The following is a 25609-nucleotide window of genomic DNA, read 5'->3' on the forward strand; positions in this document are numbered from 1 at the left end:
AATGGGCGTCATTGGGGTTCGCTGAAGGAATAGCACCCTAAAACCTGTCTTTTCCCGGCCATCGAAAGACGGCCGGCTACGGATAATCAAACGTACCGAAGTGCCCACGCCGATCCCGTGAAAGCCTTCGTACCCCCGGAGACAGGAGCATGAACGTCAAGCGCTACTTTGCAAAAACCGCCCGCGAGGCCCTTCGCATGCTGAAGGACGACCTCGGTCCGGATGCCGTGGTGCTTGCCAACCGTGCGGCCAATGGCGGCGTCGAGATCCTCGCCTTGCCGGCCGGCGATGTGGCGAGCCTGCAGCGCGCCCGCAGCCAGGCCCAGGCCGCCGCTGCCGCCCCTGCGCCCGCCCCGGTGGCGGCTGCCCCCGCGCCTGCTCCTGCGCCGGATTTCTTCGACGACGACTTCCGCGTCAGCCTGTCCCGCGCTGCCGCCGCCAACCGTCCGGCTCCGTCGCCCGCGCCTGCGCCGGTGGCCCAGCCCCGTCCGGCCGCGCCCCGCGCCCCCGAAATGCAGCCCTTCAACCCGCCGCGGGTCGAGCTCAACCGCGACGTGTTCAATGCCGCCTCCAGCCAGGTGCGCCGCCCGCCCGCCGAGGCGCCCCGCGCGCCGGCGCCGGCCCAGCCCCGTTCGCCCCTGCGCAGCGACGCCGCCGCACCCCGCGCCCCCGAGCCGGCCCGCCAGCGCCCCGCCGGCATCGAGGAAGAAGCCCGCATCCGCGCCCTCGAATCCGCCAACTCCCAGATGGCCAACGAACTGGCCGCCATCCGCGGCATGATCGAACGCCAGCTCGCCGGCTTTGCCTGGGGCGAACTGAGCCGCAGCGCCCCTGGCCGCGCCCGCCTGATCGGTGATCTGCTGGAAGCCGGCTTCTCCGCCGTGCTGGCCCGCGAACTGGCCGAGAGCGTGCCCGAGGACGAAGCCCCCGAAGAAGCCCACCGCCTGCTCCACGCCGAGCTCGCCCGGCGCTTCCGCGCCATGGACTGCGACGCCGACATCATCGACCGGGGCGGCGTGTTCGCCCTCGTCGGCCCCACCGGCGTCGGCAAGACCACCACCACCGCCAAGCTCGCCGCCCGCTGCGTGGTGCGCCACGGCGCCGACAAGCTGGCCCTGATCACCACCGACAGCTACCGGATCGGCGCCCACGAACAGCTGCGCATCTACGGCCGCATCCTCGGCGTGCCGGTTTATGTGGTGCGCGACGCCAACGACCTGCGCGAAACCCTCGCCAGCCTGCGCGACAAGCACATGGTGCTGATCGACACCATGGGCATGAGCCAGCGCGACAAGATGGTCGCCGAGCAGGCCGCCATGCTCACCGGCGCCGGCAAGGTGTCGCGCCTGCTGCTGCTCAACGCCACCAGCCGCGGCGACACCCTTGACGACGTGGTCAATGCCTACGGCGGCGACGACCTCTCCGGCGTGATCCTCACCAAGATGGACGAAGCCATGTCCCTCGCGCCGGTGCTCGACGTGGCCGTGCGCCACCAGGTCAATGTGTATTACGTCGCCAACGGCCAGCGCGTGCCGGAAGACCTCCACCTGCCCGACCGCGATGCGCTCCTCGATCAGGCGCTGCGCGAACTGCCGGCCAACTCGCCCTTTCGGCTCGACCCCCTCGAAGCCGGCCTGATGATGGCCAACGCGGGGCAGACCGGGGTGGCCCAGCTGCGCGGAGGGCTTTGAGATGCTCCACGCCTCCGATCAGGCCGCCGGCCTTCGCCGCCTGTTCCGCCGCACCCCGTCGGCCGTGGTGGCCTTGTTCACCTCGGGCCGCTCGCCGCGGGATCTGGCTGTCCAGACCCTCACCGCGCTCACCGAAGGGGCCCGCCGGGTGGTGGCCATCGACGAACACGCGCCCGACCGCGGCTCCCTGCTGGCGGCCTTCGGCTACCCCGACGGCGGCGACCTGCTGGGCGCCCTGCAAGGGCAGCACGACGTGACCGAGACCATGCGCGAAGTCGCCGACGGGCTGTGGGTCGTGCCGGCCGCCGCCACCGTGCTGGCAGTGCCGCTCCTCGACGAGACCCAGCACGCCCGCCTCGAAGCCGGCATCGCCGAACTCCAGCGCCGTGCCGACCTGCTGGCGATCCACACCGTCGGCGACGTGCGCAGCCTCACCCCCTTCGCCCGCGCCGCCGGCCGTCGCCTGCTGGTGGTGGAGGCGAGTGGCGTTGGTGCCCGCGGTGCGTGTCAGTGGATCAAGGGCCTGGCCGCGGCCGGCGCCGGATCGCTGGAGATCGCCGTCAGCGGCGCCCGCGACCGGGCCGACGCCACCGCGCTCTTTGCCAGCCTCAACGACTTCACCGCCCGTCACGTGGGGCTGCCCCTGGTGTGGCGCGGCGAGGTGGAGCGCGACCCCCTGGCCGACGCCATGACCACGCCCCTCGGTGCCCGTCATCCGGCCGAGGGTGCCCAGGCCTTCATCCGCCGTCTGCGCGCCTGGTCGTCCCAGGCCGGTGTGGCTGGTTGAAATCGGCAAAAAGTGAAATTGTGAAATCTTGTGTCGTCGGCTGCATGAAAGCCTATCGTTGCCGATGAGTAGTGTGAGCGCCGCGCGACTCCAAAACCCGACCAGAAAGCAGACGAAAGATGTACACCGCTTCCGGCACCCTCGATAAAGAGCAACTCGTCGTCCAGTACGCGCCGCTGGTCAAGCGCATTGCCAATCACCTGATGGCCAAGCTTCCGGCCAGCGTACAGGTGGAAGACATCATCCAGAACGGCATGCTGGGCCTGCTCGACGCCATCAACCGCTACGAAGAAGGCCTCGGCGCGCAGTTCGAGACCTACGCGGTGCAGCGCATCCGTGGCTCGATGCTCGACGGCCTGCGCGAGAACGACTGGCTACCCCGCAGCCTGCGCCGGGACATGCGGCGCATCGAGGCGGCGGTGCACCAGCTCGAACAGGCCAACGGGCGGCATCCCACCGAGGCCGAACTGGCCGATTCCCTGGGCGTGCCCCTGGCCGAATACCAGCACATGCTGCAGGAGGCCCGCGGCTATCAGCTGGTGTACTTCGAGGATTTCAGCGGCGAGGGCGACGACGACTACCTCGAACGCCACATCACCCTCGAGGGCAACGACCCGCTCACGCTGCTCCTCGACAGCAACATGCGCGACGTGCTCATCAAGGCCATCGACGACCTGCCCGAGCGGGAGAAGACCGTGATGGGCCTCTACTACGAACAGGACATGAACCTGCGGGAAATCGGCGAGGTGCTCGGCGTCTCCGAATCCCGCGTGTGCCAGCTCCACAGCCAGGCCATCGCCCGCCTGCGCTCGCGCATCTCCGGCGCGATCCAGACGGCGCCCAAGGCCAAGGGTGAGGGGCGCGGCCGCGGCCGTCGCCCGGCCGCCGGCTGAACCGGGCCCGGGGCGTTTCCATGGACAGCATCAGCCTGATCGGCATCACCCTCGCGCTGGCCGCGATCCTCGTCGGGCAGGTGCTCGAGGGTGGTCACGTCGGCTCGTTGATCCAGCCGACGGCCTTTCTCATCGTCATTGGCGGCACCCTCGGCGCGGTGATGCTGCAAAGCTCGCTCAAGGTCTTCCGGCTGGGCATGCAGATGGTCCGCTGGGTCTTCGTGCCGCCCAGGCTGGATCACGATGCGCTGATCGCCGAAGTGGTCAGGTGGAGCAACGTGGCCCGCAAGGAAGGCCTGCTGGCGCTCGAAAGCCAGATCCCCGCCATCGACGATCCGTTCATCCAGAAGGGCCTTCAGCTGCTGGTCGATGGCGTCGAACCCGATCGCCTGCGCGAGGTGCTCGAGGTCGAGATCGACACCTGGGAAGGCCAGATGAAGCAGGGCGCCAAGATCTGGGAAGCCGCCGGCGGCTACGCGCCGACCATCGGCATCCTGGGCGCGGTGATGGGCCTTATCCACGTGATGGAAAACCTCTCGGATCCCTCCAAGCTCGGCTCCGGCATCGCGGTGGCCTTTGTGGCGACCATCTACGGCGTCGGTTCGGCCAACCTGATCTTCCTGCCGGTCTCGAAGAAGCTGCTCGGCGTGATCGGCACCCTCACCTCAATGCGCGAGATGCTGGTGGATGGCCTGGTCGGCATTGCCAACGGCGACAACCCGCGCATCATCGAGAGCCGCCTCAAGGGCTACGCGGGGTAGGGCGATGGCGCGGCGCCGCAAGCACGAGGACGAGCACGAGAACCACGAGCGCTGGCTCGTCTCCTACGCCGACTTCATCACCCTGCTGTTCGCCTTCTTCGTGGTGATGTATTCGCTCTCGTCCATCAACGAGGGCAAGTACCGGATCATGTCCGACTCGGTGGTGAACGCCTTCCGCAAGCTCGGCGTGCAGTCCAACAACGCCCAGATGTCGTCCGCCCCGATTCCGTCGATCCGTCCCAGCCCACCGCCGCCCAGCCCCGAGGTGGAAGAGGCGCGCAAGGCCAAGGCCGAGCGAGTCAAAAACATGGCCGAGGAGATCCGCAAGGTGCTCGCCCCACTGGTGGCCGATGGCCAGGTGCGGGTGACCGAGGGCGCCTTCGGCATCACCGTCGAGATCAACGCCAGCGTGCTGTTCAATCCCGGCGAGGCCCAGCTCGGCCGCGATGCCGTCACGGCCCTGCGGGCGGTGGGGCAGGTGGTGGCGCCGGCGGAGTTTCCGATCACCGTCGAAGGTCACACCGATACGATTCCCATCGCCACCGCGGCTTTCCCCTCCAACTGGGAGCTCTCGGCCGTGCGGGCGTCGAGCGTGGTGCGACTGTTTGTGGAAAGCGGCGTACGGCCAGCGCGGCTGACCGCTGCCGGCTACGGCGACCAGCGGCCGGTGGCCGACAACCTCACGCCCGAGGGGCGCGCCCGCAACCGGCGGGTGACGATCCTGATCGAATCGCGGGTGGTCGAGCCTGAGGTGCAGCCGAAGGTGAGGGCGTCCGGCATCGCCGATTCGATCCTGCCATCCGATGCGGCGCCGCCGGTGCCGGTTGCGCCCGAGGCCGAAGCAAAGCCCCAGCCGGCGCAGTAGGGCTAGGCTCCGCGTCTTGCCACGCATGGACGCAACAACGCCGGGCGGCGATCAAACCCGTGGCTGGATGAAATTGCTGAAGACGATCCGCCGGGCGGATCAGACCGAACCGAAGTGGCGGCTGCCGGCGGTGGGGCGGGACTGACCGTCCGGGCCGTAGATCTGCGGGTGCTCCGCGGCGGCGAGGAGGGTCGTGAGGGCCTGCTGGTTGTTCTGCAGGCGCTGGGTGATCAGCTGGCCATTGACCCGGTTGCGTTCCTTGGCTTCTTCGGCCAGGGCAACCACGTCTTCCCAGGCCGCGAGGGCTTCGGGATTGCTGGCGAGCACGATGCGGATGTTCTCGTTCGTGACCTTCGCGCCGAGGCGGGCAAACATCACCACCCGGTCGTCGGACAGGCGCTGGAGGGCGCGGTAGAGCGCGGTCTTTTCTTCGGCAAGCAGAGCGAGTGCGTCAATCTGGCTGTGCACCAGCAAGGCCTCTTCCCGCTCAAGCAGGGCGACGAAGCCGCGCATGCCGCGGCGCTCGTCCTGGATGAGCTGGGCGAGGCGAGCGTGGAAGCCGGGATCGACGGCCATGCCCGCTTACGCCTTGGCGGTTTGTGCGTTCAGCATCTGACGCACGCTGTCGATGAGGCCGTCGGCCACCTTTTCGGTGTCCACCTTGAAGCGCCCTTCGCTCATCGCCTGTTTGATCTCGTCCACCTTTGCGCTATCCACCACGGGGGTGTTGGCGATGGTTTCTTCCATCTGCTGCAGGCGCGCAGACAGGGACGACAGTTCGACCCGTTCGCCACCCGCGGAATCCTGAGTCTTCGGTGATTCCTTGGCAGCACGTGCGCGGCCTTCGCCGGACGGCAGATTGCTGGTCGCTTTGACAGAGTTATCGATCTTCACGGCATTGCCCTTTCATCCATAAGTCGACTGGGTATACGACTCGTGGAGATGAAACTTTAACCCATTGGAGTCCTTCGGGATGGGTGCGGTTTCATGGCAGCGTGATTTCGACTACGCCTCCGCTGCGGGCAATGCCCCGCACGACCTGTCCGTTCGACAGGCGCACCTGGGCGGCCTGGCCGTTGCTGGCCGAACTGAGGGCCACGCCGTCGTTGGCCACCTGGAATCCGGCGCCGCCGGAGACGACCTTGACCGGCTGGCCCTGCATTACCGCGGGCTGCTGGCGCAGGTGGCTGGTGGCCAGCGGACGCCCCGCGCCGAGGCTGATCCGCGCCGCCTGGCCGATGGCCTGGGTCGGGTCGGTGATCACGTCGGCGGCCATCGCGGTGAGTTCGCCCGATTCGACGCGCAGGTCGCCCGGGCTGACGATCTGGCCGGCAGCCAGCGGCCCGTTGGTGACCACGTAAGGGCCCTTCACGCGCACGTCGGCCGGCACCCACGCCGACCAGCTGACGGGCGCCAGACAGCGCACGCCCACCGAGATCCGCCCCCACGCGCGGCCGTTGGGCGGCAGGAAGGCTTCGAGCTGGAGGCAGGGCGCAAGCTGGTTGTCGGCGCTGAACTCGCCCACCTGAATGCTCACCTCGCCCGACAGGCTGCGGGTCTGCGTGGCCAGGAAGCGGCCCACCTCGGCCCGCACCGGCGCGGCGTCCTGGCGGGCGAAGGCCGGCGTGGCGAGGCAGAGCAGTACGAGGAGGAGGGGAATCAGGCGGGTCACGGCGCGGGCGTGGAGAAGTTCGATGGCGCCATTGGAACATGTGGGCGCCTGCTCCGGCGGCAGAAACAGAGACGCTTTCCCGGCCTTATTCGGGCTGGCCGGCAGGCGTGCCGGCGAGGCGGCAGATGCCGGCAAACTTTGCCGCAGCGGCAGGGGCGGGGAGGCAAAACCCGGAGCCAGGGATGGGAATTGGGGCGCGAATTGCCGCCTGTTCGGCCCATCGACGGGGCCGGGCGGCTCATAAGATGACTGGCACGGAAGCTGCAAAGGTGTAGCTGCCAGCCAGTCTGCAAAAACTTACGGCGGACACGGCGACAAACTTGAGGACTTGGCAGAGATGACGAACCGACTGGACGAAACGCTGCGCTTCCACCAGACCGCACTGAATGCCCGTGCCTACCGCCAGCAGGTGATCGCCTCCAACATCGCCAACGCCGACACGCCCAACTTCAAGGCCCGCGACGTGGATTTCCGCGAAGCCCTGGCGGGTGCCCTCGGCGGCGCGACCAGCGGCCTGCCCCTCAAGACCACCGCCAAGCGCCATATCGCCGGCGCCGCCGCCAGCCCGCTGGAAGCCAGCCTCAAGTACCGCACCGAAGAGCAGGGCGCGGTGGATGGCAACACGGTCAATATGGACACCGAGCGCGCCGCCTTTGCCGAGAACTCGGTGCAGTACCAGGCCAGCGTCACCTTCATCAACGGCCTGCTGCGCTCCATGCAGATGGCCGTCCAGGGTCAGTAAGGAGAGCGCCATGAGCATGCTCAACGTCTTCCAGGTGGCCGGTTCGGCGCTTCACGCCCAGTCGATGCGCCTCAACACCACCGCCAGCAACCTGGCCAACGCCGACAGCGTGGTGGGTGCCGACGGCCAGCCCTACAAGGCCAAGCAGGTGGTGTTTGCCGCCACCCCGATGCCCGGCGCCGGCGTGGCCGCCCAGGGCGTGCGGGTGACCCAGGTGGTCGAGAGCGCCGCCCCGATGCGCATGGTGTACGACCCGAAGAACCCCGCCGCCAATCCCGAGGGCTACGTGACGATGCCCAACGTGAATGTGGTCGAGGAGATGACCAACATGATCTCCGCGTCCCGCGCCTATCAGACCAACGCCGACATGATGGGCACGGCCAAGAGCCTGATGGAAAAGACCCTCGCCATCGGCCAGTAACCAGACACCGAAAGCTGAACAATCATGAGCACCGTCAATTCCACCGGTTCCACGACTTCCGCCGACGTCATCGCCGCGCTGCAGAAGGGTTCCAGCTCGTCCGCGTCCAAGACCGACGCCGCCCAGAGCCGCTTCCTCAAGCTGCTCACCGAGCAGCTCAAGAATCAGGACCCGCTCAACCCCGTCGACAACGCCCAGATGACCTCGCAGATGGCCCAGATCGAGACGGTCAATGGCCTCGACAAGCTCAACACCACCCTCGCCTCGATGCTCCAGAACAGCCAGTCCAGCGAAGTGCTGCAGGCCGCGGGGCTGGTCGGCAAGGGCGTGATGGTCGCTGGCAACAGCCTCAGCCTCACCAGCGGCAGCAAGACCTACGGCGGCTTCGAGCTGCCCAGCGCGGCCGACAAGGTGACGGTGACGATCAAGGATGCCAACGGCCTCGAAGTGCGCAAGCTCGAACTGGGCGATGCGGACGCCGGCGTGCACAACTTCTCGTGGGACGGCCTCACCACCAATGGCGCCCAGGCCGCCAGCGGCAACTACACCATCAGCGTGGCCGCGACCCGGGGTGACACCACCCTGAAGCCCGTCGCGCTCCAGATCTCCACGGTGAACAGCGTCCTGCGTACCAGCAGCGGCAGCGTGTCCCTCGACGTGGGCAGCGGTCTGGTGAGCCTCGCCGACATCAAGCAGATTCTCTAAGCGGAGACAGAAAATGGCATTCCAGCAAGGTTTGAGCGGTCTTTCCATCGCTTCCAAGGCCCTCGACGCCATCAGCAACAACGTGTCCAACTCGGGCACCGTCGGCTTCAAGGAAGCCTCGGCCCAGTTTGCGGACGTCTTCGCTGCGTCGCTGTCGGCCGGCAGCGCCACCCAGGTCGGTATCGGCGCGTCGGTGAACAAGGTGTCCCAGCAATTCACCCAGGGCAACATCTCCACCAGCAGCAACACGCTCGATCTGGCGGTCAATGGCGCCGGCTTCTTCCGGATGAGCGACAGCGGCACCATCACCTACAGCCGCAACGGCCAGTTCCATGTGGACAAGGAAGGCTACGTGGTCAATTCCAGCGGCCTGCGCCTCACCGGCAACACCTACGACGCCAAGGGCCTGCCCTCCGGTGTGGGCGGCGATATCCAGCTGAGCTTCGGCGATGCCGATCCGAAAGCCACCACCGACGCGGGCTACACCGTCAATCTGGATTCCCGCTCTGCGTCGCCCAAGTCCCTGACCCAGGCGCTCCTGAAGGGCACGAGCACGCCCGTCTCGTCGTCCGCGCCGCTGAGCTTCACCGCCGCCAACAACGACCTGACGATCACCGTCGACGGCGAGACCACCGCCACGGCCAAGATCGCCGCCAGCACCTACACCGACACCAGCTCGCTGGTCGCCGCAATCCAGACCGCCATCGACCAGACCACCCTCAAGGGCCGGGTCACCGCCTCCAGCGACAGCAGCGGCATCATCACCCTCAACTCGACCCACGGCGGCCGACTCTCCAGCCTGGACGTGAGCGGCAACGCCGCCATGCAGCTGAACCTCGCGCCGACCGCGACGGCCATCATGTCGGTGAGCGGCAGCAACGCCACCTACGCCAGCCTCACGGGCACGGTCGTCCCTGCCTACCCGCTCACCATCCCGGCGTCGGTCATGAACATCGCGGTCGATGGTGGTTCGGCGGTTGCCGTCTCCGTGCCGGCCGGTACCTACGCCACGGCGGCCGTGCTGGCCACCGCGCTGCAGGCTGCGGTGGATGCAACCGGCGCGGGCTCCTCCGGCCTCCGGGGCAAGGTCGTCGTCGGCACCAACCCCTCCGACGCCATCACCTTCAGCTCGGCCACGGCCGGCGGCACGTCGAAGATCGTCGTGTCCGACGGCTCCGGCACGCTCGCCGGCACCACCCTCGGCATCCCCACCTTTGCCGCCACCGCCAACACCGGCGGCTTCAGCATCACCGACCCGGCCAGCTACACCAGCACCACGTCCCAGACGGTGTACGACTCCCTGGGCAACCCGCACACCCAGTCGCTGTACTTCGTGAAGACGGCTCAGGCCAACAAGTGGGATGTCTACACCAGCCTGGATGGCGGCTTCCCGCCCGAGATCGACCCGGCCACCGGCCTGCACAGCCCCACCACCGTCAGCTTCGACTCCAACGGTGGCCTGCTCACGCCCAAGACGATCTCCACCTCCTACACCGTGACCACCGGCGCCACCAAGGCGCTCACCGTCACCGTCGATCTGACCAACTCCACCCAGTTCGGCAACAGCTTCGGCGTCGCCAAGCTGAGCCAGAACGGTTACAAGCCGGGTTCGCTGTCGGGCCTCACCGTCGAGGCCGACGGCACCATCCTCGGCAACTTCAGCAACGGCCAGTCCCGCACGATGGGCCAGGTGCTGCTGACCAACTTCCGCAACCCCAACGGCCTGGTGTCGGTGGGCGGTAACCAGTGGCAATGGACGCCGGACGCCGGCGCGGTGGACGGTGCCGGCGCTGCGCCGGGCACCGGCACCCTGGGCGTGCTCCAGTCGGCCGCCATCGAAGAATCCAACGTGGATCTCACCTCCGAGCTGGTCAACATGATCACCCAGCAGCGCGCCTACCAGGCCAACGCCCAGTCCATCAAGACCCAGGACCAGGTGCTGCAGACCCTGGTGAACCTGCGCTGATTAACCCAGGGAGCCCGCCATGGACCGCCTGATCTACACCGCAATGACCGGCGCCTCCGCCACCATGGGGCAGGAGGCGGCGGTGGCCCACAACCTGGCCAACGCCACCAGCACCGGCTTCAAGACCGAGCTCCACAAGCTGCGCGCGGTGCAGGTGCAGAACGCCCCGATGCCCACCCGCGCCTTCGTGGCCGATGCCAGCGTGGCCGACGACCTCACCCCCGGCCCGCTCCAGCACACCAACCGCAACCTGGACATGGCGATCCAGGGCAAGGGCTGGTTTGCGGTGCAGATGCCTGACGGCACCGAGGGCTACACCCGCAACGGCAACTTCGAAGTGAGCGCCAACGGCATCCTGCAGACCCGCGGCGGCCTGCCGGTGCTGGGCACCGGTGGCCCGATCACCGTGCCCCCCGACGTCGAAGTGGCGATCGGCTCCGACGGCACCATCTCCACGGTGCCGCGCACCGGCGCCCGCAACAGCACCAGCGCGGTGGACCAGCTCAAGCTCGTCAACCCGCCGGAGGCCGATCTCAAGCGCGGCGGCGACGGCTTCTTCCGCACCGCCAACGGCGCCGCCGCCCCGGCCGACCCGGCCGTGCGCGTCGCCTCAGGCTACCTCGAAGGCAGCAACGTCAATGTGGTCGAGCAGATGGTCTCGATGATCTCCCTGGCCCGCCAGTACGAGATGCAGACCAAGATGCTGTCCACCGCCCAGGAAATGGACCGCTCCGCCGGTCAGCTCGTCGCCAAGAGCTGACCGGCCCGCGCCGGCTGGGCCATCCTTCCATCCCAGCGCCTGCCGGATCACCGGCAGGCGTTTTCATTTCGGCGGTGCTGCCGCCCTCCGGCAAGATTTTCCGGGGTGGCTGCCGGTGGCCCCCGCGGATTCTTGCCGGATCGTGCTTTCCCCCTGAATTGACAGCCTTTTCACCACCTTCTCCGGGGCTGGAACAGGACTTGCAAAGGATAGGATGACCCTGCCGCATTGAAGCGGCCAACCCTGTCGCCCCCGCCGGCGACGCCCGAAGTACAGGAGCCCACGATGATCCGCGCCCTCTGGATTGCCCGAACCGGTCTCGACGCCCAGCAGACGCAGCTCGACGTCATCTCCAACAACCTGGCCAACGTGGCCACCAACGGCTTCAAGCGCTCCCGGGCGGTGTTCGAGGATCTGCTCTACCAGAACCTGCGCCAGCCGGGCGCCCAGTCCACCCAGCAGACGACGATCCCCTCCGGCCTGCAGATCGGTACCGGCGCGCGCCCCATCGCCACCGAGCGCATCCACACCCAGGGCAACCTCACCCAGACCGGCAACGCCCTCGACGTGGCGGTGCAGGGCGACGGTTTCTTCCAGATCCTGCTGCCCGACGGCACCACCGCCTACACCCGCGACGGCGCCTTCCAGAAGGACGCCAACGGCCAGATCGTCACCTCCAGCGGCTACCCGCTGCAGCCGGCGATCACCATCCCCGCCAACGCCCTGTCGGTCACCATCGGCAAGGACGGCGTGGTGTCGGTGACGCTGCCCAACCAGGCCGCGCCGTCGCAGATCGGCAACATCCAGCTGGCGGGCTTTGTTAACCCCGGCGGCCTGCAGAGCATGGGCGAGAACCTCTATCTCGAAACCGCCGCCAGCGGCACGCCCAATCCCAACACCCCGGGCACCAACGGCGTCGGCGTGCTCAACCAGACCTACGTGGAAACCTCCAACGTCAACGTGGCCGAAGAGCTGGTGCTGATGATCCAGACCCAGCGCGCCTACGAGATCAACTCGAAGGCCGTGTCCACGTCCGACGCCATGCTCGGCAAGCTCACCTCGCTGTAATCGCGGCGCGCGGAGAACGATGATGATGAAGACCGTCCGGCAACTTGTTCCGGTGCTGGCCGCGGCCGCCCTGGCCGGTTGTGCCGCCCTCCAGGCCACGCCCCCGACCGCCGTGCATCAGCCCATGAGCGTGCGCCCCGAGCCGCGCACGGCCCTGGCGTCCCAGCCCGGCGCGATCTTCCAGCCCAACTTCTCGCGGCCGCTGTTCGAGGACCGCCGCGCCCGCTTCATCGGCGACGTGATCACCGTCAATCTGGTCGAATCCACCGCCGCCAGCAAGAAATCCTCCACCGCCGCCGAGCGCAGCGCCAGCCTGTCGGCGTCGATCTCGGCGATGGACAAGCTGCCGCTCAAGGGCCTCGCCGGCCTCGACGCCACCGCCTCCGACGCCACCAAGTTTGGCGGCAAGGGCGACGCCGCCGCCAACAACACCTTCACCGGCACCATCACCACCACGGTGATCGAGGTGCTGCCCAACGGCAACCTGCTCGTCTCCGGCGAGAAGCAGATCGCCGTCAATCAGGGCAACGAGTTCATCCGCTTCTCCGGGGTCGTCAATCCGGTCTATGTGACCGGCGCCAACACCGTGCAATCCACCCAGGTGGCCGACGCCCGCGTCGAATATCGCGCCAACGGCTATCTGGACGAAGTCCAGACCATGGGCTGGATGCAGCGCTTCTTCCTCACCGCCATGCCGTTCTGAGGACTGCCGTCATGCCTCGCCGTACCCACCGCCGAATCCTCACCGTCACCCGCCCGCTGTCCCGCTGCGTGCTCGGGCTGCTCACCGCCGTGTGCCTGCTGGGCAGCCCGTCGGTCGAGGCCGAGCGCCTGAAGGATCTCGCCTCCATCGGCGGGGTGCGCCAGAACCAGCTGATCGGCTACGGCCTGGTGGTTGGCCTCGATGGCTCCGGCGACCAGACCACCCAGACCCCCTTCACCGTGCAGAGCATCATCAACATGCTCGGCAACCTGGGCGTCACCCTGCCGCCGGGCCAGTCGCTGCAGCTCAAGAATGTGGCCGCGGTGATGGTCACCGCCAGCCTGCCGCCCTACGCGCGGCCAGGCCAGCAGATCGACGTCACCGTGTCGTCCATGGGCAACGCCCGCTCGCTGAAGGGCGGCACCCTGCTGATGACGCCCCTGAAGGGCGCCGACGGCCAGGTGTACGCCATGGCCCAGGGCAGCCTCGCGGTGAGCGGTGCCGGCGGCGCCGCGCCGTCGGGCGGCAAGGTCACCGTCAATCACCTTTCCGCCGGGCGCATCCCCAGCGGCGCCACCGTCGAGCGCGCCGTCGCCAGCCCGGTGGGGCAGGGCGATTCGGTCTTCGTCGAGCTCAACAACACCGATTTCGGCACCGCCCAGAAGGTGGTCGACGCGATCAACGCCGTCGCCCCCGGCAGCGCCCAGGCCGTCGACGGCCGGCAGATCCAGGTGCGCGCGCCGGAAGATCCCAACCAGCGGGTGGCCTTCCTGGGCAAGCTCGAGAACCTCGACGTGACCCCCGCCATCCAGGCCGCCAAGGTCATCATCAACTCCCGCACCGGCTCGGTGGTGATGAACCAGAAGGTCGCCCTGCAGAACTGCGCCGTCTCCCACGGCAGCCTCACCGTCACCATCACCAACGAGCAGCAGGTCAGCCAGCCCGGCGCCTTCTCCGGCGGGCAGACAGCGGTCACGAACAAGGGCGGCGTGGATATCAAGCAGGAAGGCGGCAACATCTTCAACATCAAGGGCGGCACCAACCTCGCCGACGTGGTCAAGGCCCTCAACGCGGTGGGCGCCAACCCCCTCGAACTCATCGCCATCCTCCAGGCCATGAAGGCCAGCGGCGCCCTGCGCGCCGAGCTTGAGGTGATCTGACGTGGCCGCCTCCGATTTCAGCCAGATCAACGCCCTCGACCCGAACACCCTCGGCGGCCTGCGCCGGCTGTCGAAGGAGAGTTCGCCCGAGGCGACCAAGGAAGCCGCCCGCCAGTTCGAGGCGCTTTTCGTCCAGCAGATGCTCAAGTCGATGCGCGACGCGACGCCCAAGGGCAGCATGTTCGACAGCGACGAGACGCGCATGTACCAGTCGCTGCTCGACCAGCAGATGTCGATGCAGCTCTCCACCCGCGCCGGCGGCATCGGCCTTGCGAAGGTGATCGAGCGCCAGCTCAATGCCGGCAAGGGCGAGGTGAAGCTGCCCGACGGCCCGGTGCCGCTGGATGCGGCGATCCGTCGTGGCTTCGACGGCGCCGTGTCGCCGTCCGCCACCGGCACGGCAAGCCAGGCGGCAAAAACTGCCGGAGCGGCAGCTTCGTCTGCGGCAACTGCCGTCCCGATGATCCCCAGCATGCCGGCCGGTGCCGGCCCGCGGGCCTTCGTCGAGAAGGTGTGGCCCCAGGCCGTCGAGGCCAGCCGCGCTACCGGCATCCCGGCCCGCTTCCTGGTGGCCCAGGCCGCGCTGGAAACCGGCTGGGGCAAGTTCGAACTGAAGAACGCCGACGGCACGCCCAGCCACAACCTCTTCAACATCAAGGCCGGCCGCAGCTGGTCCGGCGACACGGTGAGCACCGCCACTACCGAATACGTGAATGGCGCCGCGACCCGCGAGAACGCCCGCTTCCGGGCCTATGGCAGCTATGCGGATTCCTTCCGCGACTACGCCAACCTGATCCGCAACAACCCGCGCTACGCCGCGGTGGTGGGCCAGAGCGACGCCACCGCCTTCGCCCGCGGCCTGCAGGCTGCCGGCTACGCCACCGATCCGCACTACGCCGACAAGCTGGCCCGGATCATCAACGGCAACACCCTGCGCGTGGCCCTCTCGAGCAGCGCCAGCCCGTCGGCCTGACCGCGCCCGCGCTGCCGGTTTCAAAACTGGCAGAGTTTTTGCATAGGTAGGAGCAGACACCACCGACGCAAGGACGCGGATCATGGGCAGCAGCATCTTCAGCATTGGCCTCACCGGACTCAACGCCGCCCAGGCGGGCCTGGTCACGACCAGTCACAACATCTCCAACGCCGGCACCTCCGGCTACAGCCGCCAGAACACCGTCCAGAGCACCAACCCGGCGATGTTCACCGGCGCCGGCTTCTTCGGCGAAGGGACCAAGGTCGATACGGTCAAGCGCGCCTACAGCGCCTTCCTGACCAACCAGGTGCTGTCCGCCGACACCAAGTTCAGCGAGTACGACACCTACAACACCGAGATCAGCCAGATCGACAACATGCTGGCCGATGCCACCGTGGGCCTCACCCCGGCGATCCAGTCGTTCTTCAGTGGCGTGCAGGAAGTGGCCGCCAACCCGGCCAGCGTGCCGGCCCGCCAGTCGATGATCTCCACGTCCCAGAGCCTCGTGGCGCGCTTCCACAACCTTTCCGAGCGCCTCGACGACGTGCGCTCCGGTGTGGAAAGCCAGATCGACGAGACCGTCGGCGCCATCAGCAGCTACGCCAAGGACATCGCCGAGATAAACAACAAGATCATCATCGCCCAGCAGGCCGGCTCCAACCAGCCCGCCAACGATCTGCTCGACACCCGCGACCTGCTCATCAGCGAGCTCAACAAACTGGTCCGCGTGTCCACCAACGTCGCCGACGATGGCTCCATGTCGGTGTTCATCGGCACCGGCCAGCCGCTGGTGATCGGCACCAACGCCACCAACCTCGACGCCCGGCCCTCGCTGTCCGATCCGACCCGGCTCGACGTGAATATCATCGCGTCCAATGGCAGCGCCATCCCCATCCCCGAGAGCCTGCTCGGCGGCGGCAAGCTCGGCGGCCTGCTGTCGATGCGCACCTCGTCCCTCGACGCGGCCCAGAACCAGCTCGGCCTGATCGCCGTGGGCATGGCCACCGCCTTCAACGCCCAGCACGCCCTCGGCCAGGATCTCAACGGCAACCTCGGCACCGACTTCTTCACCCAGCCGGACATCTACGTCACCCGCAACGCGCTGGCCTCCACCGCCTTCAGCAAGGACGACGTGCACTACGACGACATCTCCAAGCTCACCGGCGACGACTACCGCATCACCTTCACCGACACCGTCGGCAACTACAAGCTGACCCGCGTCTCCGACGGCGCCACGATCCCCACCGACACCGGCGTCGGCCTCAGGATCGACAAGCCGACCTCGTCCAACGTGGGCGACAGCTTCCTGATCCAGCCGACCCGCTACGTGGCCGGCACCTTCGGCGTCGCGATCACCGACACCCGGATGATCGCCGCCGCCGCCCCGATCAGCAGCAGCGCCGGCTCCCAAGGCCTGCTCAGCACCATCGGCAGCAGCGCGACCGCCTCCATCAGCGCGCCCGCCGTGCTCAGCTCGGACAAGTTCGCCAGCCTCGCGGCCGCCAACACCGTGTTCAGCTTCAGCGCCAGCCCCGACACCCTGTCGATCTCCGGCCTGCCGAGCGGGATGAAGGTCAGCTACACCGACGCCAGCGGCACCGTCGTCGGCCCCAGCGCCCTGTCCAGCATCCCCTACACCCCCGGGATGACCGTTGGCCTGTGGCACGCCACCGGCGCCACCACCAACCAGCAGGACGTCTCGTTCTCCTTCACCGGCACCCCGGCGGCGGGCGACAGCTTCCTCCTGCGGGGCGGCACGCCCAACAAGGGCACCGCCGCCATCAGCGCCCCGGTGGTGTCCGACACCACCAACCTCACCGCCCTCAAGGCCGGCTATACCACCCTCAGCTACAACAGCAGCGGCATGCTCACGGTGAGCAACCTGCCCCCCGGCATGGCCGTCGCCTACACCCCGCTCAATGGCACCCAGACCGTCGGCTCGCCGGTGCCCTACAGCAGCGGGATGAGCATCGCCTTCGGCCACATGAGCGGCACCGATTTCGTGTCCGAGGTGTCCTTCACCGTCTCCGGCGCCCCGTCCGTGAATGACCGCTTCAACATCGGCGCCAACACCGCCGGCGTCTCCGACAGCCGCAACGCCGTGCTGCTGGGCAACCTGCAGACCACCAAGACCCTGCTGTCCGCCTCCGGCCAGCCCTCGGCCACCTTCCAGTCGGTGTATTCCCAGCTGGTGAGTGCCGTGGGCAACAAGGCGCGGGAGCTCGGCGTCAATCGCGACGCCCAGGAAAGTCTGGTCCAGCAGGCCTCGAGTGCGCAGCAATCCCTTGTTGGGGTAAATCTCGATGAAGAAGCGGCCAATCTGATCCGTTATCAGCAGGCATACCAGGCCGCGAGCAAGGTGATGAGCGTTGCCTCCAAGCTCTTCGACCAAGTGCTGGCCCTCGGCCAATAACCTGAAGGAACATCATCATGCGAGTCACCACGGGCATGATCTACGACACGGGCGTCGCGCAGATGCAACGGCAGAGCGCCCAGCTCCTCGACACCCAGCAGCAGGTCTCCACCGGCCGGCGCATCCTGCGTCCGTCGGACGACCCGGTCGCCTCGGCGCGGGCGCTGGAAGTCTCCCAGTCGAAGAGCGTCAACGCCCTCTACACCAGCAACCAGGGTTATGCGGGCGACGCCCTCAAGCTGGTGGACAGCAAGCTGATGGCCGCCACCGACATCGTCACCTACGTGCGCACCCGCGCGGTCGAGGCGGGCAACGGCACCTACTCCGCCAGGGAGCACGCCGCCATCGGCGAAGACGTGGCCCAGCAGTTCGATGCCTTGCTCGGGGTTGCCAACAGCCAGGATTCGGCCGGCGACTACGTGTTCGGCGGCTATCGCAGCAACAGCCTGCCGTTCTCCGGCTCGCTCGCGGCCGGCGTCCAGTACCAGGGCGACCAGGGCGCGCGCACGCTGCAGATCTCCGCCTCGCGGGAGCTCCCGATCACCACCTCCGGTGACGACATCTTCAACGCCATCCACGCCTCGCCGGGCTCGGGCTTTGCGCTGTCGAGCGCCGCCAACACCGGCTCGGCGCTGGTGTCGGGCCTGTCGCTGGCGGGCAGCTACAACGGCCACGCCTACGCGGTGAACGTCGCTTCCGGCCCGGCCTATTCGGTGGTCGATGCCACCACCGGCGCCACCGTGCCCGTCACCTCCTCGACGAGCGGCACCAGCACCACCCTCAGCTTCGGCGGCGTCACCCTCAGCCTCGACGGCGCGCCCGCGTCGGGCGACAGCTTCAACGTCTCCACCGTGGCCAGCGCCTTCGACGTGCTGGGCAACTTCGTCACCTCGCTCAAGTCGGGCAACGCGTCGGCCATCGCCTTCGGCAACAGGCAGGCCATCGCCAGCATGGATGCCACCCAGGACAACATCTCGCGGGTCCAGTCCGGCGTCGGCTCGCGGATGGTCGAAGTGGAAACCCAGCAGAACATCGGCAGCGACCTCGACCTCCAGTACAACCAGGCCCTGTCCCGGCTCGAGGACGTGGATTACGCCGAGGCGGTGAGCAACCTCACCCAGCAGAAGACCTTCCTCGAAGCCGCTCAGCAGAGCTTCCTGAAGGTCAGCAACCTGTCGCTGTTCAACTATCTGTAGTTGATGTGATGACGCGCCGCACGCCCGTTATCGCCCTGGCCCTCGCCGCGCTCCTGGCCGGTTGCGAGAACATGCCGGCCAAGGAGTGGGGCCTCGTCCCTGCGGCCGCGCTGCTGGTGCAGGATGCCGGCTTCCTGAAGGCACCCTTCGGTGCCGCGGCGGCCGCCGTGTACATCGTCAGCGACCCCTTCGCGCCCAACTGGACGATCGAGGAATCCCGCCAGTCCGACGACCACTACATCATGGCCCTGCGCCACAAGGCGATGCACAGCGGCGGCGGCGGCGAGGCGCGTCAGGTGTTCGCCCGCCGGGCGGCGCAGCTGGCGGGCCAGCCGGGCTTTGGCGCCTACGAGGTGGTGCGGTGGCAGATGGGCATCGAGAGCGGCCGGCCCTTCGCCCAGCGCGTGGCCTACGGCGAGGTGCGGCTGGTGCGGCTGGTGCCGCCCCGGGACGTGGCCAATTCGGCGCCCTGAGCCGGGCGCGCATCTGTACCTATCGTTTTTTCAGTTTGATTCATCTGTGCCGGTTTCGCGCTGCCGCCTGCAAGCGTCTCTGAACCTTGCGACGCCGGTAGGACTTCCGTAAGGTGCGCCCATCGCAGGCACAACCAATCGAAAGCGCACATGGACCGCATGACCGAACGCCGCCGGGATCGCCGCATCCCCCTCGGCTGCAAGGTGGGCATCAAGCTCCCCCATTCCACGCAGGCCGTTGTCGGCACCTGCGTCGACCTCAGCGTCGGCGGCCTGACCATCCGGTCCACCCACGTGCCCCAGATGGATGAAGTCTTCGAGATCGCCGTGCTGCCGCCCGACATGGGTGGCCCGTTCCAGCCGCTGCACGCGCGGGTGCGCGTGCGTCGCTGCCACGGTCTGGAACAGGCCGGGCTCTACGAGATGGGCGTCGAGATCGTCGACATCATCAAGTAGCGCCCGGTCGGGTCAGCGCTGGCGCAGCCCCGCGTGGGCCGCGCCAGCATCGGCGTAAAGCTGGCCCGGTGTCGCGCTGCGGTCGAAAGCCCCGGCCAGCTGCAGGCGCAGGAAGGTGCTCGAGGTGTAGCGGGTGACCTGCGTGTAGTGGCGTTCGACCAGCGCCTTGACCATCGCCGCGTACTCATCCACCACCTCCGGCGCAATGCTGAAGCGGTCGTAATTGACCACCGCCGCCACCTTGTGGCCGATCGCCGCCAGCCGCCCTTCCACCGCCACGCGGATGCGTTCGATGTCGGCGCTGGTGCGCAGGTTGAGCCCCTCGAAATTCACGAAGAACAGCTGCCCGGCCGGGTCGTAGGAGAGCCGCTCGTCCAGCGGCATCTCCAGCAGATCCGGGCGCAGGTGCATCGGCCCGTCGGCAAAGATGCGGGGGTCCATCAGCGCCGGCTCGGCCGGGATCTGCGGGCGGAAATCCATCCGGGCGAGGATGTCGCGCTCGATGTCGATGCCCGGCGCCACCTCGGCGAGCACCAGCCCGTCGGGCCCCAGCCGGAACACGCAGCGCTCGGTGATGTAGAGCACCGGCGTGCCGCGCCGGTTGGCCTCGGGGCCGCTGAAGGTGCGGTGTTCCACCTGCTCCACGAACTTCGAGGCCGAGCCGTCGTTCTCGATGATGAGCTTGCCGGCCTCGATGGCCACCTTCAGGTTGCCCGCGGTGAAGGTGCCCACGAAGACCACCTTCTTGGCGTTCTGGCTGATGTTGATGAAGCCGCCGGCGCCGGCCAGCCGCGGCCCGAAGCGCGACACGTTGAGGTTGCCCTCGCGGTCGGCCTGGGCGAGCCCCAGGAAGGCCATGTCCAGCCCGCCGCCGTCGTAGAAGTCGAACTGGCTGGGCTGGTCGATGATCGCCTGGGGGTTGATCGCCGCGCCGAAGTTGAGCCCGCCAGCCGGCACGCCGCCGATCACGCCCGGTTCGGCGGTCATGGTGATGAGGTCGGTCACCTTCTCTTCGGCGGCCACCGCGGCGAGTCCCTCGGGCATCCCGATGCCCAGGTTCACCACCGCGTTGGCACGCAGCTCCAGCGCTGCGCGGCGGGCGATGATCTTGCGCTCGCTCATCTCCATCGGCGCCACCGCCGACATGGGCACCCGCAGCTCGCCGGCGAAGGCCGGGCTGTAGGATTCGATGAAGGTCTGCATGTGGTATTCGGGCTTCTCGGCCACCACCACGCAGTTCACGAAGATGCCGGGAATCTTCACCTGCCGCGGGTTGAGGCTGCCCCGCTCGGCGATGCGTTCCACCTGGGCGATGACGATGCCGCCCGAGTTATGCGCGGCCATCGCGATGGCCTGGGCCTCGAGGGTGAGGGCCTCCTTCTCCATCGTGATGTTGCCGTCGGCGTCGGCGGTGGTGCCGCGGATGATCCCCACGTTGATCGGGAAGGCCTTGTAGAACAGGTATTCCTCGCCGTCGATCTCCATCAGCCGGACGATGTCGGTGGTGGTGCGCTCGTTGAGCTTGCCGCCGCCGAAGCGCGGATCGACGAAGGTGCCCAGGCCCACCCGGGTGAGGGTGCCGGGCTTGCCGGCGGCGATGTCGCGGAACAGGTGGGTGATCACGCCCTGGGGCAGGTTGTAGGCTTCGATGCGGCTCGCCACGGCCAGCTGCTGCAGGCGCGGCACGAGGCCCCAGTGGCCGCCGATGACGCGGGCGACGAGGCCGTCGTGGCCGAGGTGGTTGAGGCCGCGATCCTTGCCGTCGCCCTGGCCGGCGGCGTACACCAGCGTCAGGTTGCGGGGGGCGCCGAGACCGCGCATGTCCTCGCCTTCGGTCTCGAGGAAGTACTCCTCCAGCGCGACGGCGATGTTCTCGGGAAAGCCGATGCCGACGAAGCCGCCGGTGGCGACGGTGTCGCCGTCGCGGATCAGGCGCACGGCTTCACGGGCCGAGACGATCTTGCCGTTGCCGGCGGTGGGTAGCGCGGTGGTGACGGGGTTCTGGCTGGTGTTCATGGCGACTCCTGTGCCTGAAGGTCCGCCGCGTCTCAGACGAGGCCGGTGAGGTAGTAGGTGGCGATGATCGCAAAGACCGCGCTGGTCTTGATCATCGTGATCGCAAAGATATCCTTGTAGGCCACCTTGTGGGTGAGGCCGGTGACGGCCAGCAGGGTGATGACCGCGCCGTTGTGGGGCAGGGTGTCCATGCCGCCGGAGGCCATCGAGGCGACCCGGTGCAGCACTTCCAGCGGAATGCCGGCGGCGTTGGCGGCGCTGATGAAGGTTTCGGACATGGCGGCCAGCGCGATGCCCATGCCGCCCGACGCCGAGCCGGTGATACCGGCCAGGGTGGTGACGGTGATGGCTTCGTTGATCAGCGGGTTGGGGATCACCTTGAGGGCGTCGGCCACCACCAGGAAGCCGGGCAGGGCGGCGATCACGGCGCCGAAGCCGTATTCGGACGCGGTGTTCATCGACGCCAGCAGGGCGCCGCCGACGGCGGCCTTGGTGCCTTCGGCAAAGCGCGCCGCGACGGTCTTCCAGGCGAACACCATGACGGTGAGGATGCCCACCAGCAGCGCGCCTTCCACCGCCCAGATGGCGGCGATCTTGGAGACGTCCTGCACCACCGGGGCGGCCTTGCCGATCACCGCCGGCACGAAGCTGTGGCTCTTGCCGTAGATGGTCGGGATGAGGTCGGTGAAGAGCTTGTTGGTGACGCCCACCAGCACCAGCGGCAGGACCGCGAGGATCGGGTTGGCCAGCTTTTCCTTGTCGTCGAAGGGTTCGGGTTCATTCACCAGGTTGGTGCCGTAGCCTTCACCGGCCGCGGCAGCGGCGCGGCGACGCCATTCCAGGTAGGCCATGCCGAGCACGAAGATGAAGATCGAGCCGATCACGCCCAGCACCGGGGCGGCGTAGATGTTGGTCTTGAAGAAGGTGGTCGGGATGACGTTCTGGATCTGCGGCGTGCCGGGCAGGGAATCCATCGTGAACGAGAAGGCGCCCAGGGCGATGGTGCCGGGGATCAGGCGCTTGGGAATGCCGCCCTGGCGGAACATCTCGGCCGCGAAGGGATACACCGCGAACACCACCACGAACAGCGACACGCCGCCGTAGGTGAGCAGCGCGCACACCAGCACGATGGAGAGCATCGCCCGCTCGGCGCCCACCAGCTTGATGACCGACGAGACGATGGATTTGGAGAAGCCGGAGAGCTCGATGACCTTGCCGAAGATGGCGCCGAGCAGGAAGACCGGGAAGTAGTTTTTGACGAAGCCGACCATCTTGTCCATGAAGAGGCCGGTGAACATCGGGGCGACGAGGGTCGGGTCGGTGAAGAGAACCGCGCCGAGGGCCGCCACCGGCGCGAAGAGGATGACGCTGTAGCCCCGGTACGCGATGTACATCAGGAAGCACAGCGAGGCTAATACGATCAGGAATGACATGGTTGGAATCTCCTCCGTTATGGGTTTGCGGCGATGTATGCGCAGAAACCATGCCAGTGTTTTTACTTATTGATTCATAAGGAAAACGTATTTTTGCTGCGGTGCATTGTGTCCGTGGCGCCGGGCAGGGTGTCTGGTGCCTCGGACAGGTGTCGCGGTGCTGTCGTCAGGTGTTGGCGGCGCTGCCGAGGCCAAGGGCGGCGATCTTCTCGTACAGCGAGGCGCGGGAGATGCCCAGTATGCGCGCAGCCTGGGCCTTGTTGCCGCCTGCATTGGCGATGGCGTCGACGATGGCCCGGCGCTCGGCGTCCTGCTGGATCTGGTCGAGGGTGCGCGTGGGGCTGGCCTTGGCCGGGGCGGGCGTGGCCCGCGCCGCGGCGGGCAGCAGGTGCTCGAAATCCCGGGCTTCGAGCCGGTCGGCGTCGGACAGCAGGAGCGCCCGTTCGAGCATGTTCGACAGCTCGCGCACATTGCCCGGCCAGGTGTAGCCGGCGAGGCAGGCGATGGCGTCGGCCGACAGGCTGCGGGGCGGTTCGCCCAGCTGGCGGGCGATGCTGTCGGTGAGGCATTCGGCGATCAGCGGCAGGTCGTCGATGCGCTCGCGCAGCGGCGGCACGTCGAGGGTCATCACGTTGAGCCGGTAGAACAGGTCGGCGCGGAAGCGGCCTTCGTCCACGTCCTTCTGCAGGTTGCGGCTGGTGGCGGCGATGATGCGCACGTCGATGGGGATGAGCCGGTTGGAACCCACCGGCTCGATCTCCTTCTCCTGCAGGGCCCGCAGGAGCTTGGCCTGCAGCGCCGGCGACATGTCGCCGATCTCGTCGAGGAACAGGGTGCCGCCCTGGGCGAGCTCGAACTTGCCGCTGCGGCCCTTGCGGTCGGCGCCGGTGTAGGCGCCGGGGGCGACGCCGAAGAACTCGGCTTCGAGCAGGGTTTCGGGGATCGCGGCGATGTTCACCGCCACGAAAGGGCCGTCGGCCCGGGGGCTGGCGGCGTGGATGGCCTGGGCGAGGAGCTCCTTGCCGGTGCCCGTCTCGCCGAGGATGAGCACCGGTGAGACGGCCCGGGCGGCCCGGCGGGCCTTGTCCTTGACGGCCACGCAGGCCGGGCTGGTGCCCACGAAGCTGGCGAAGGTGTAGCGGGTGCGGCGGGCTTCGTCGAGCTTGCGGCGGGTGTCGGCGAGTTCGAGGCGCAGGTTCTGGAAGCGCGACAGCAAGGGGGCGAGCTGGCGCGGGTCGTCGAAGATCATCACCCCCACGCCGCCGATGATTTCGCCGGCGCTGTCGCGCACCGGCAGGCGCATCACCACGAAGGATTCGCTGCCGAACTCCATCACGTCGAGCATGATGGGCTTGCCGCTGGCCACCACGTTGCGCATCAGGCTGTTGGGGATCACGTCCTCGACCGGCAGGCCGATCACCGAGGCCGGATCGGCGATGCCCAAGTGGCGCGGGTACTGCTCGTTCATCCAGACGATGCGGGCTTCGCGGTCGACGATCAGGATGCCCTCGGAGAGCTCGGAGAAGGCGGCCAGCAGCGTGTCGTTCACGTGCCGGCGGATGCGTTCGGCCTCCGCCGCGAAGGGTGCTGGTGCCATCGGTCTCCTGCCTCGTTCTTGTTCTCGTTCGTCAAGCATAGCGCACCTGACGTGGCTAATGCCTGCGCGGCTGCAGTCCGATCTCGATGGCGGTCTGCGGGCCGATCAGCGTGTCGGCGAGGCTGTCCGGCTCTTCGGCGCGGCCTTCGGCAACCGGGATGCGCCCGGCCATGATCTCGGCCAGGGCCTGGGGGTGGCGCGGCTGGCGGTTGGGCTCGGCGTAGCCGTCGGGGTAGGTCGGCTGAAGGGTCTGCAGATCGTACTTGTCGGTGGCGCCGAGGGTGTGGAGCAGCTCGTGGGCGATCACCACCGCGTTGCGCTGGCGCTCGTCGCGGCTGGCGAAGACTTTCACCACGCCGATCAGGCCCTTCTGCAGGCCGAGGGAGTGGTCGAGCTGGGGCGTCCGGGCCGGGTCGTGGTAGAGCACGAACAGGCGGATCTCCGGGCGCGGCCCCGGCGCGGCGTCGTGGCGCCAGGCCCAGTAGCGCAGCTGCAGGCTCCACAGGGCCACCGACAGCCGGCTGCCACCTTCCGGGAGCGGCGGCGGCAGGGCATTGACCGGCGGCGCCAGGTTGATCGCCACCGGGCGCAGCAGCGGCCGGCCGTAGCGGCGCACTTCTTCCTGCAGCCATTCGCCGATGGGCGCGAAGTCGTCGGGGTGCAGGCGCTCGACGATCTGGCGGGTGACCGGCGAATCGTCGGCCATGATGGGGTAGATCGTGGTGTGCACCGAGTGCTTCCAGTCGGTGGCCTGGGCGCCGGCGCGCCAGGCGCCGACGGCAACCGTGACGAGGATGAACAGCAGGATGGCGATGCGCAGTTTGCGGAACATGGTCAGGCGTGGGGGGCAGGGGCAGA

Annotated in this window: 25 protein-coding genes; 18 read left to right on the forward strand and 7 right to left on the reverse strand. The window is 68.0% G+C overall.

Annotation, left to right across the window (positions count from 1 at the left end):
* Nucleotides 1-149: 149 nt before the first annotated feature.
* The 5 genes from flhF (at nt 150) to motD (ending at nt 4997) form a co-directional block, all read left to right on the forward strand.
* Nucleotides 150-1691 (forward strand): flagellar biosynthesis protein FlhF, encoded by a 1542-nt coding sequence (flhF, locus tag GH681_RS02685; RefSeq protein ID WP_153159917.1) that lies wholly within the window; start codon nt 150-152, stop codon nt 1689-1691.
* Nucleotide 1692: 1 nt separating this feature from the next.
* A complete protein-coding gene (locus GH681_RS02690) occupies nt 1693-2478 on the forward strand; it encodes a flagellar FleN (protein ID WP_153159918.1) in 786 nt (261 codons plus the stop codon).
* Between the two features lie 119 nt (nt 2479-2597).
* Nucleotides 2598-3371, forward strand: a complete 774-nt coding sequence (locus tag GH681_RS02695; protein WP_153159919.1) for an RNA polymerase sigma factor FliA — start codon at nt 2598-2600, stop codon at nt 3369-3371.
* A 20-nt stretch (nt 3372-3391) separates the two neighbouring features.
* Nucleotides 3392-4132, forward strand: a complete 741-nt coding sequence (locus GH681_RS02700; protein WP_153159920.1) for a flagellar motor protein — start codon at nt 3392-3394, stop codon at nt 4130-4132.
* Between the two features lie 4 nt (nt 4133-4136).
* Nucleotides 4137-4997, forward strand: coding sequence for a flagellar motor protein MotD (gene motD, locus GH681_RS02705; protein WP_153159921.1), 861 nt, complete (start codon nt 4137-4139; stop codon nt 4995-4997).
* 99 nt (nt 4998-5096) lie between these two features.
* Here the strand turns inward: motD and GH681_RS02710 are convergent, their stop codons facing one another.
* The 3 genes from GH681_RS02710 to flgA form a co-directional block, all read right to left on the reverse strand.
* Nucleotides 5097-5573, reverse strand: a complete 477-nt coding sequence (locus GH681_RS02710; RefSeq protein WP_153159922.1) for a flagella synthesis protein FlgN — start codon at nt 5571-5573, stop codon at nt 5097-5099.
* A 6-nt stretch (nt 5574-5579) separates the two neighbouring features.
* Nucleotides 5580-5891: a flagellar biosynthesis anti-sigma factor FlgM gene (gene flgM / locus GH681_RS02715; RefSeq protein ID WP_153159923.1), complete on the reverse strand. Its 312-nt coding sequence runs from the start codon at nt 5889-5891 to the stop codon at nt 5580-5582.
* A 91-nt stretch (nt 5892-5982) separates the two neighbouring features.
* A complete protein-coding gene (gene flgA, locus GH681_RS02720) occupies nt 5983-6669 on the reverse strand; it encodes a flagellar basal body P-ring formation chaperone FlgA (RefSeq protein ID WP_228111759.1) in 687 nt (228 codons plus the stop codon).
* Between the two features lie 337 nt (nt 6670-7006).
* On the opposite strand from flgA, the gene flgB reads away from it, so the two are divergent.
* The 13 genes from flgB (at nt 7007) to GH681_RS02785 (ending at nt 19705) form a co-directional block, all read left to right on the forward strand.
* On the forward strand, nt 7007-7411 hold the full coding sequence (gene flgB / locus GH681_RS02725) for a flagellar basal body rod protein FlgB (protein WP_153159924.1): 405 nt from the start codon (nt 7007-7009) through the stop codon (nt 7409-7411).
* Between the two features lie 10 nt (nt 7412-7421).
* A complete protein-coding gene (gene flgC, locus GH681_RS02730) occupies nt 7422-7832 on the forward strand; it encodes a flagellar basal body rod protein FlgC (RefSeq protein WP_153159925.1) in 411 nt (136 codons plus the stop codon).
* Between the two features lie 24 nt (nt 7833-7856).
* The gene (locus GH681_RS02735) at nt 7857-8537 is read left to right on the forward strand and encodes a flagellar hook assembly protein FlgD (protein WP_153159926.1); all 681 of its coding nucleotides are present in this window, start codon (nt 7857-7859) and stop codon (nt 8535-8537) included.
* 13 nt (nt 8538-8550) lie between these two features.
* Nucleotides 8551-10503: a flagellar hook protein FlgE gene (locus GH681_RS02740; RefSeq protein ID WP_153159927.1), complete on the forward strand. Its 1953-nt coding sequence runs from the start codon at nt 8551-8553 to the stop codon at nt 10501-10503.
* Nucleotides 10504-10522: 19 nt separating this feature from the next.
* Nucleotides 10523-11263 carry a flagellar basal-body rod protein FlgF gene (gene flgF / locus GH681_RS02745; RefSeq protein WP_153159928.1) on the forward strand — a complete coding sequence of 247 codons (741 nt, stop codon included), beginning with the start codon at nt 10523-10525 and terminating at the stop codon, nt 11261-11263.
* 285 nt (nt 11264-11548) lie between these two features.
* Nucleotides 11549-12331 carry a flagellar basal-body rod protein FlgG gene (gene flgG / locus GH681_RS02750; protein WP_153159929.1) on the forward strand — a complete coding sequence of 261 codons (783 nt, stop codon included), beginning with the start codon at nt 11549-11551 and terminating at the stop codon, nt 12329-12331.
* A gap of 25 nt (nt 12332-12356) precedes the next feature.
* Nucleotides 12357-13034 carry a flagellar basal body L-ring protein FlgH gene (locus GH681_RS02755; RefSeq protein WP_153160228.1) on the forward strand — a complete coding sequence of 226 codons (678 nt, stop codon included), beginning with the start codon at nt 12357-12359 and terminating at the stop codon, nt 13032-13034.
* Between the two features lie 11 nt (nt 13035-13045).
* On the forward strand, nt 13046-14194 hold the full coding sequence (locus GH681_RS02760; protein ID WP_153159930.1) for a flagellar basal body P-ring protein FlgI: 1149 nt from the start codon (nt 13046-13048) through the stop codon (nt 14192-14194).
* A gap of 1 nt (nt 14195) precedes the next feature.
* Entirely contained in the window at nt 14196-15167 is a 972-nt protein-coding gene (gene flgJ, locus GH681_RS02765; RefSeq protein WP_153159931.1) for a flagellar assembly peptidoglycan hydrolase FlgJ, read from the forward strand.
* An 82-nt stretch (nt 15168-15249) separates the two neighbouring features.
* Nucleotides 15250-17580 carry a flagellar hook-associated protein FlgK gene (flgK, locus tag GH681_RS23550; RefSeq protein WP_153159932.1) on the forward strand — a complete coding sequence of 777 codons (2331 nt, stop codon included), beginning with the start codon at nt 15250-15252 and terminating at the stop codon, nt 17578-17580.
* Between the two features lie 17 nt (nt 17581-17597).
* Nucleotides 17598-18776 (forward strand): flagellar hook-associated protein FlgL, encoded by a 1179-nt coding sequence (gene flgL / locus GH681_RS02775; protein WP_153159933.1) that lies wholly within the window; start codon nt 17598-17600, stop codon nt 18774-18776.
* Nucleotides 18777-18784: 8 nt separating this feature from the next.
* On the forward strand, nt 18785-19249 hold the full coding sequence (locus GH681_RS02780; RefSeq protein ID WP_153159934.1) for a hypothetical protein: 465 nt from the start codon (nt 18785-18787) through the stop codon (nt 19247-19249).
* A gap of 150 nt (nt 19250-19399) precedes the next feature.
* Nucleotides 19400-19705, forward strand: a complete 306-nt coding sequence (locus tag GH681_RS02785) for a PilZ domain-containing protein (RefSeq protein WP_153159935.1) — start codon at nt 19400-19402, stop codon at nt 19703-19705.
* Between the two features lie 12 nt (nt 19706-19717).
* On the opposite strand, the gene GH681_RS02790 is transcribed toward GH681_RS02785, so the two are convergent.
* The 4 genes from GH681_RS02790 to GH681_RS02805 form a co-directional block, all read right to left on the reverse strand.
* Nucleotides 19718-21721, reverse strand: coding sequence for an acyl CoA:acetate/3-ketoacid CoA transferase (locus GH681_RS02790; RefSeq protein ID WP_153159936.1), 2004 nt, complete (start codon nt 21719-21721; stop codon nt 19718-19720).
* Between the two features lie 32 nt (nt 21722-21753).
* Nucleotides 21754-23154: a GntP family permease gene (locus tag GH681_RS02795; protein ID WP_153159937.1), complete on the reverse strand. Its 1401-nt coding sequence runs from the start codon at nt 23152-23154 to the stop codon at nt 21754-21756.
* A gap of 166 nt (nt 23155-23320) precedes the next feature.
* Nucleotides 23321-24751: a sigma-54-dependent Fis family transcriptional regulator gene (locus tag GH681_RS02800; protein ID WP_228111760.1), complete on the reverse strand. Its 1431-nt coding sequence runs from the start codon at nt 24749-24751 to the stop codon at nt 23321-23323.
* A gap of 55 nt (nt 24752-24806) precedes the next feature.
* Entirely contained in the window at nt 24807-25583 is a 777-nt protein-coding gene (locus GH681_RS02805) for a hypothetical protein (protein WP_153159939.1), read from the reverse strand.
* Between the last annotated feature and the right edge of the window lie 26 nt (nt 25584-25609).

It is taken from the genome of Zoogloea sp. 1C4, from assembly GCF_009469605.1.
Classification (GTDB): domain Bacteria; phylum Pseudomonadota; class Gammaproteobacteria; order Burkholderiales; family Rhodocyclaceae; genus Zoogloea; species Zoogloea oryzae.

Excerpts from the sequence above, each read along its gene's own strand:
- GH681_RS02700 (WP_153159920.1), top strand. The coding sequence starts at position 3,392 with ATGGACAGCATCAGCCTGATCGGCATCACCCTCGCGCTGGCCGCGATC.
- GH681_RS02735 (WP_153159926.1), top strand. The coding sequence starts at position 7,857 with ATGAGCACCGTCAATTCCACCGGTTCCACGACTTCCGCCGACGTCATC.
- GH681_RS02785 (WP_153159935.1), top strand. The coding sequence starts at position 19,400 with ATGGACCGCATGACCGAACGCCGCCGGGATCGCCGCATCCCCCTCGGC.
- GH681_RS02710 (WP_153159922.1), bottom strand. The coding sequence starts at position 5,573 with ATGGCCGTCGATCCCGGCTTCCACGCTCGCCTCGCCCAGCTCATCCAG.
- motD (WP_153159921.1), top strand. The coding sequence starts at position 4,137 with ATGGCGCGGCGCCGCAAGCACGAGGACGAGCACGAGAACCACGAGCGC.
- flgC (WP_153159925.1), top strand. The coding sequence starts at position 7,422 with ATGAGCATGCTCAACGTCTTCCAGGTGGCCGGTTCGGCGCTTCACGCC.
- GH681_RS02690 (WP_153159918.1), top strand. The coding sequence starts at position 1,693 with ATGCTCCACGCCTCCGATCAGGCCGCCGGCCTTCGCCGCCTGTTCCGC.
- flgF (WP_153159928.1), top strand. The coding sequence starts at position 10,523 with ATGGACCGCCTGATCTACACCGCAATGACCGGCGCCTCCGCCACCATG.
- GH681_RS02780 (WP_153159934.1), top strand. The coding sequence starts at position 18,785 with ATGACGCGCCGCACGCCCGTTATCGCCCTGGCCCTCGCCGCGCTCCTG.
- GH681_RS02740 (WP_153159927.1), top strand. The coding sequence starts at position 8,551 with ATGGCATTCCAGCAAGGTTTGAGCGGTCTTTCCATCGCTTCCAAGGCC.
- GH681_RS02755 (WP_153160228.1), top strand. The coding sequence starts at position 12,357 with ATGAAGACCGTCCGGCAACTTGTTCCGGTGCTGGCCGCGGCCGCCCTG.
- GH681_RS02795 (WP_153159937.1), bottom strand. The coding sequence starts at position 23,154 with ATGTCATTCCTGATCGTATTAGCCTCGCTGTGCTTCCTGATGTACATC.
- GH681_RS02800 (WP_228111760.1), bottom strand. The coding sequence starts at position 24,751 with ATGGCACCAGCACCCTTCGCGGCGGAGGCCGAACGCATCCGCCGGCAC.
- GH681_RS02805 (WP_153159939.1), bottom strand. The coding sequence starts at position 25,583 with ATGTTCCGCAAACTGCGCATCGCCATCCTGCTGTTCATCCTCGTCACG.
- flgG (WP_153159929.1), top strand. The coding sequence starts at position 11,549 with ATGATCCGCGCCCTCTGGATTGCCCGAACCGGTCTCGACGCCCAGCAG.
- flgB (WP_153159924.1), top strand. The coding sequence starts at position 7,007 with ATGACGAACCGACTGGACGAAACGCTGCGCTTCCACCAGACCGCACTG.
- flhF (WP_153159917.1), top strand. The coding sequence starts at position 150 with ATGAACGTCAAGCGCTACTTTGCAAAAACCGCCCGCGAGGCCCTTCGC.
- flgK (WP_153159932.1), top strand. The coding sequence starts at position 15,250 with ATGGGCAGCAGCATCTTCAGCATTGGCCTCACCGGACTCAACGCCGCC.
- GH681_RS02695 (WP_153159919.1), top strand. The coding sequence starts at position 2,598 with ATGTACACCGCTTCCGGCACCCTCGATAAAGAGCAACTCGTCGTCCAG.
- flgL (WP_153159933.1), top strand. The coding sequence starts at position 17,598 with ATGCGAGTCACCACGGGCATGATCTACGACACGGGCGTCGCGCAGATG.
- GH681_RS02790 (WP_153159936.1), bottom strand. The coding sequence starts at position 21,721 with ATGAACACCAGCCAGAACCCCGTCACCACCGCGCTACCCACCGCCGGC.
- GH681_RS02760 (WP_153159930.1), top strand. The coding sequence starts at position 13,046 with ATGCCTCGCCGTACCCACCGCCGAATCCTCACCGTCACCCGCCCGCTG.